General features: G+C 43.4%; 2 protein-coding genes and 2 pseudogenes. All 4 read right to left on the minus strand.

The window, feature by feature from the left end; genetic code table 11:
* Nucleotides 1-612, minus strand: a pseudogene (locus tag HMPREF3139_RS10510) (hemagglutinin repeat-containing protein); the annotation flags it as partial.
* Nucleotides 613-639: 27 nt separating this feature from the next.
* Complete coding sequence (locus HMPREF3139_RS03790; protein ID WP_003712157.1) at nt 640-1,026, minus strand: DUF596 domain-containing protein; 387 nt, start codon at nt 1,024-1,026, stop codon at nt 640-642.
* 10 nt (nt 1,027-1,036) lie between these two features.
* Entirely contained in the window at nt 1,037-1,300 is a 264-nt protein-coding gene (locus HMPREF3139_RS10860) for a hypothetical protein (protein ID WP_141743131.1), read from the minus strand.
* Nucleotides 1,279-1,705, minus strand: a pseudogene (locus HMPREF3139_RS11165) (hypothetical protein); the annotation flags it as partial. The pseudogene HMPREF3139_RS11165 and the gene HMPREF3139_RS10860, both read right to left, overlap by 22 nt.

Below are 1,705 nucleotides of genomic sequence, written 5' to 3' on the forward strand. Positions count from 1 at the left end.
GTCTTCTGCGCTTTGGCTAGACGTGATGATGCCGCCTTTGAGGTCTGTATGGTTTCCGACCTTGATTTGATAGCCGTCTTCTCCGGCATAAATACCGCTTTGCTCGGTTACCGAGGCATGGTCTGCTTTGACTTTGCTTTGGCTGTAACTGCCGCTTGCACTGAATCCGTAACCGACGGTAACTTGGACGTTGCCGTTTTGCTGTTTGCTCTGATAGGTTTCAGTATCTTGAACACTTTCTATATGCAGGTTGCGCGTATCTGCCTGTACGCCTTTGCCGATAAGCTGCGCACCTTTGATGGTGGTGGTGCCGCTTTGGATAAGGGTTTGGCTGCCTTTGTCGCCAATATGGCTATGGCGCTGGGTTACACTATCGCCATTGCCGTAGCCTTTGCCGACATTGCCGCCTGCGGTAAAGCCTAATGACCAGCCCCCTTGTCCGAATGATACGGCAGCCCCTGCGTTCCAGCCTGCTGATTTGTTTTGGCTGCATTCGGTGTTGCTTTGTTCGGCGGATTGCAGATGGATTTGCTTATCGGCAATCAGGCCGGTTCCTGCTTTACCTGAAACATCTGAGCCCGTGATGTTGATATTGGATTGTTCGCCTGCACCTCGTCATACAGGCTGGTTACGCTGGCTTTAAGCTTGTTTCATTTGTTCTTCGTAAATTTCTATTTTAGGCAATTGTGTCAGTTCAATAGGGCAAGTTGCTCCCCACCAAAAATGCTCTACATAAAACCAAGGATTATCTGGAAAATATAGCAACATCTCTTCCATATCTGGCCAAATTCTTCTTAATTCATCTACCTGTGTTTTTGGCGAACCAGTTAATATTTTTGGAGGATTTTCACGATAATCGCATAATTCAATAACACCATCTGATAAAAGTTCTTCCAAAAAATCAAAAAATTTAATTTTTAAATTTGGATCTTTGATATCCATATTTAAATAATTTTTATAAACACCAAAAATACCACCTAAATATTCACAATATTCTAAAAGATTATATTTTATCTTCGCATTCATAACGTAACCTTTATCTAAATTTTAACTCTAATCTTTGCCCACGTACTGAAGCAGGTTGATTCCTAAACTCAATTGTCCATTTTGCTCCAGTTTGTTCTCGGCTAGTTGAAAAATTTCTTAAAATGATGGTCGTTCCTTTCCAAGGTCCTGATGTAATAGTCGTAGAAGATAATTGCCCTTTATTCGGAATATTCCTAAAATCAAGCCTCTGACCTGAATATTTTTCATACAAATCAAATATTTCTCTTCTACTTACTTTAGAATATATCGGCATTCCATTTTTGCTGGCAGATGAATTTGGTCTGATCGTTTTCCTGAATGTCGTTCGGCGGTGTCTGTGGTTACGTTTGTATCAATATCAGCTTTGGTTTGTGCCGCTGTTTTGCCTGTCAGCCGGATTTGTGCGGCTTCGTCTGTGATTTGAATGTTTTGGGTGTTGATGCCGCTTTTCGTGATGCTGCTTTGACTGTCGCTGTCGCTGCCATAACCCACTGATGAACTTGCGCTGTTTTTATCCGCTACGCTTGTCAGGTGTTTGTCTTGAGGTTTATTTTGTGCGCCCTGCCCCAGCGTTTTGCCGCTTACGGCAACGCTGGCACCTAAGCCGAAACTTTCGCCTTCGTAGCGGCTGTGGTTTTGAATGTTGCTATGGGTGAGGGTGGCCGTCTGAAAGCGGTTT

Origin of the sequence: Neisseria sp. HMSC15G01, assembly GCF_001808255.1 — a bacterium.
Lineage (GTDB): Bacteria > Pseudomonadota > Gammaproteobacteria > Burkholderiales > Neisseriaceae > Neisseria > Neisseria subflava_A.